This is a genomic window from Micromonospora sp. NPDC047707 (assembly GCF_040704235.1).
GTDB lineage: Bacteria > Actinomycetota > Actinomycetes > Mycobacteriales > Micromonosporaceae > Micromonospora.
In genome coordinates this window covers 1-3,094 of the sequence record NZ_JBEYSU010000112.1, presented here as the reverse complement: position 1 = coordinate 3,094, position 3,094 = coordinate 1, and the positions used below count along the sequence as shown (strand labels likewise).

The window sequence follows — 3,094 nt, the reverse complement described above, 5'->3', positions numbered from 1 at the left end:
CCCGACCGCAGCACATAGAAGATCGAGTCCAGGATCAGCCGATCGCCCCACTTGCGGGGCCGGCCGCCTTTACGCAGGTCACGCACCGGCATCAAAGGGCGCAAGGACCGCCCACATCGCATCGGTCAAGCTCGACGGATAGCATGTGTCGGGGTACTCGTTGGAGTGCAGAGGTGAGTACGGCTGATCTGGGTCTGTCGCTGATCTTGTGACGTTGTGAAGTGAGCGTCAAGATCCTCGCGGTGCAGTCCACATTGCTCAAGGTCCTTCCGCATCTGTCTGGCGTCGTCATCGAAGCGGTCGAGCGATCGGCCGCGATGATCGTGTTGCGGGCGCGGTCGCGGACACGTGGGAGTCGTTGCCCGCAGTGCAGCAAGATCTCGGTGCGTACCCACGGCGCGTATCGGCGTCGGCTTGCCGACGCCGCGCTCGGGGGCTGCGCCGTGGTGATCGATCTGTTGGTTCGGCGCTTCAAGTGCGTGTCGCAGGTGTGTCCTGCGGTGACGTTCGTCGAGCAGGTGCCAGGTCTGACTCACCCGCACGGACGGCGGACGCTGGTGCTGCAGCAGCAGCTGGTGCAGGTCGCGGTCGCCCTCGCGGCCCGGCCGGCGGCTCGGCTCGCTCGACGGCTGGGTCTGCCGGTGGCCAAGGACGTCCTGCTGCGACTGGTCCGTGTGCTTCCGGAGCCGTCGGTCGGTGAGGTACGGGTCGTGGGTATCGACGACTTCGCGCTGCGCCGGCGCCACGTCTACGCCACGATCGTCGTGGACTTGGAGACCCGTCGCCCGGTCGAGGTGCTTGAGGGACGCGAAGCCGGGCCGGTCGCGGCGTGGCTGGCAGAGCATCCTGAGGTCGAAGTGGTGTGCCGTGACCGCGGCCGGGCCTACGCCGAGGCCGCTCGGGCCGGTGCTCCGCAAGCAGTACAGGTCGCCGACCGGTGGCATCTGTGGAACAACCTGTGCGAAGCGGTGGACAAGACCGTCGCCGCGCACCACGGCTGCATCAAGGCCGCGTTCGCCGCGGCGCAGCCACCGGTGGAGACTTCGCCGCCGTCGTTGCCGGATGCGCACCTCAATGTTCGTGGCCGACCTCGCGCGCTGGTGGCCCGCACCACTGATCGATATCAGGCCGTGCAGGAACTTGTCGCGGCCGGCCGTTCGCTGCGAGGCATCAGCCGCGACCTGCAGCTGGACTACTACGCGGTGCGTCGCTACGCCCGCGCCGCGAGCCTCGACGAGCTCATCGCCCCAGCGATCCACCGCCGCTCCGTGCTGGACGCGTTCAAGCCCTACCTCTACGAGCGGTTCGCCGACGGGCAGCACAACGCTGTGCAGCTGTATCGAGAGGTCCGCGAACAGGGCTACACCGGCAGCGCCAGTACAGTCAATCTCTACGTGCACCTACTCAAACGCGGCGTGACCGCCCCACCTGCACCGCGTCCGATCCCGCCTCCCCGCTCCGCGGCGACCCTGCTGCTCACGCATCCCGACCGGCTACCACCCGAGCAGACCGGCAACCTGCACGACGTCCAAGCGGCATGCCCGCGCCTGACCGCCGCCGGCCAGCATGTGCGCGCCTTCGCCAAAATGTTGACCAACCTCACCGGCCAACAACATCTATCCGAGTGGATCGACAACGTCCGCGCCGACGATCTGCCCCACCTGCGGCAGTTCGCCGACGGACTCCGAACCGACTACGACGCCGTCCTCGCAGGCCTCTCCACCCCGTGGAGCTCCGGCCAAGTCGAAGGGCAGAACACCAGGGCCAAGCTGATCAAACGCCTCGGCTACGGTCGGGCGAACTTCGACCTGCTCCGCAAACGGATCCTGCTTCAAGCGTGAGACATCGTCACAAGATCAGCGACAGAGCCGCTGATCTTGCAGAGGTCAGGTGTCGTGTTGGGCGCCTTGTTCGTCACGGTAGGTTGCGTTTTGTAGGCGTAGGCGGGTGAGGCCGAGCATGTCGATGAGCCATCCGGGTCCGCCGGTGATGCCGCGGGTGCGTAGTAGTGCTTTGTTAGGTCTCGGCGTGTTGCGTGGTTGTCCATTGTGGTTGATGGTTGACTCGCGGGTGTGACTCCGGAGCAGATCGAGCAGGTGCGCCCGCGGTTGGTGGAGTTCACCGCGGCGATGCTGGATGATGCGGTCGCGCGGTCGGATCAGCGGGTGAAGGGCGAGTTGTACGTGCGTGGCCTGCTCACCGACGGGGCGCGTAAGTCGATGCAGCCGATGGCCGACCGTCTCGGGATCGATCATCAGCGGTTACAGCAGTTCATCACGTCCTCGACCTGGGACTATCGGGTGGTCCGGGCGAACGTGGCCCGGTGGATGGTCGAGGCGATCGACCCGGCCGCCTACGTGATCGACGATTCGGGGTTCCCGAAGGACGGCACGGCCTCGCCGTGCGTGGCCCGGCAGTACTCGGGCACCCTGGGCAAGACCGGCAACTGCCAGATCGGGGTCAGCGTCCAGGCGGTCACCGACACCGCGTCGGTGGCGGCGAACTGGCGGTTGTTCTGCCCGCGATCGTGGGACGACACCATGGTCGCCGATCCCGACCGGGCTGCGGCGGTGCGGGCCCGGCGGGACCGGGCCCGCATGCCCGACGATGTGCGGCACCGGGAGAAATGGCGCCTCGCGTTGGACATGCTCGACGAGATGATCGAGCAGTGGGGGCTGCCGAAACTGCCGGTGGCCGCGGACTCCGGCTACGGCGACTGCACCCTGTTCCGGCTCGGCTTGGACGAACGTGGCCTGCGCTACGTGGTCCAGGTCGACCCGACCGCCACCGCCCACCCCGCCGACGCGGTGCCGGTCACCGCGGCCTACTCCGGCCGGGGCCGCCCACCCCGCCCGGCCTACCCCGACGCGCCGGCCACCCTCGGGGCGGCGTTGCGGGCGGGCGAGTCGGGCGGGCACGTTGATCAGGTGGGTGCGCAGGGTGGCGCCTCGGGCGACGGCGTAGCGGGCGGTGTGGGTGAGGGTGCCGGCGGCGCGGAGTGAATCGGCCTGGAGTTGCCGGAGGGCGTTGTTAGGCCGCAGCGGCCCTGTTGTGGTTTCGGGTTGAATCGTAGTGCGCGGTCTCATATTCGACG

At 68.0% G+C, this 3,094-nt stretch carries 1 protein-coding gene and 1 pseudogene; both read left to right on the top strand.

The genetic code is table 11. The features are described 5' to 3' along the window. The first annotated feature begins 221 nt into the window (after window positions 1-221). Window positions 222-1,841 (top strand): ISL3 family transposase, encoded by a 1,620-nt coding sequence (locus AB0873_RS32095; protein ID WP_366604511.1) that lies wholly within the window; start codon window positions 222-224, stop codon window positions 1,839-1,841. A 288-nt stretch (window positions 1,842-2,129) separates the two neighbouring features. Next, window positions 2,130-2,831: pseudogene (locus AB0873_RS32090) on the top strand (IS701 family transposase); the annotation flags it as partial. Window positions 2,832-3,094: the final 263 nt, after the last annotated feature.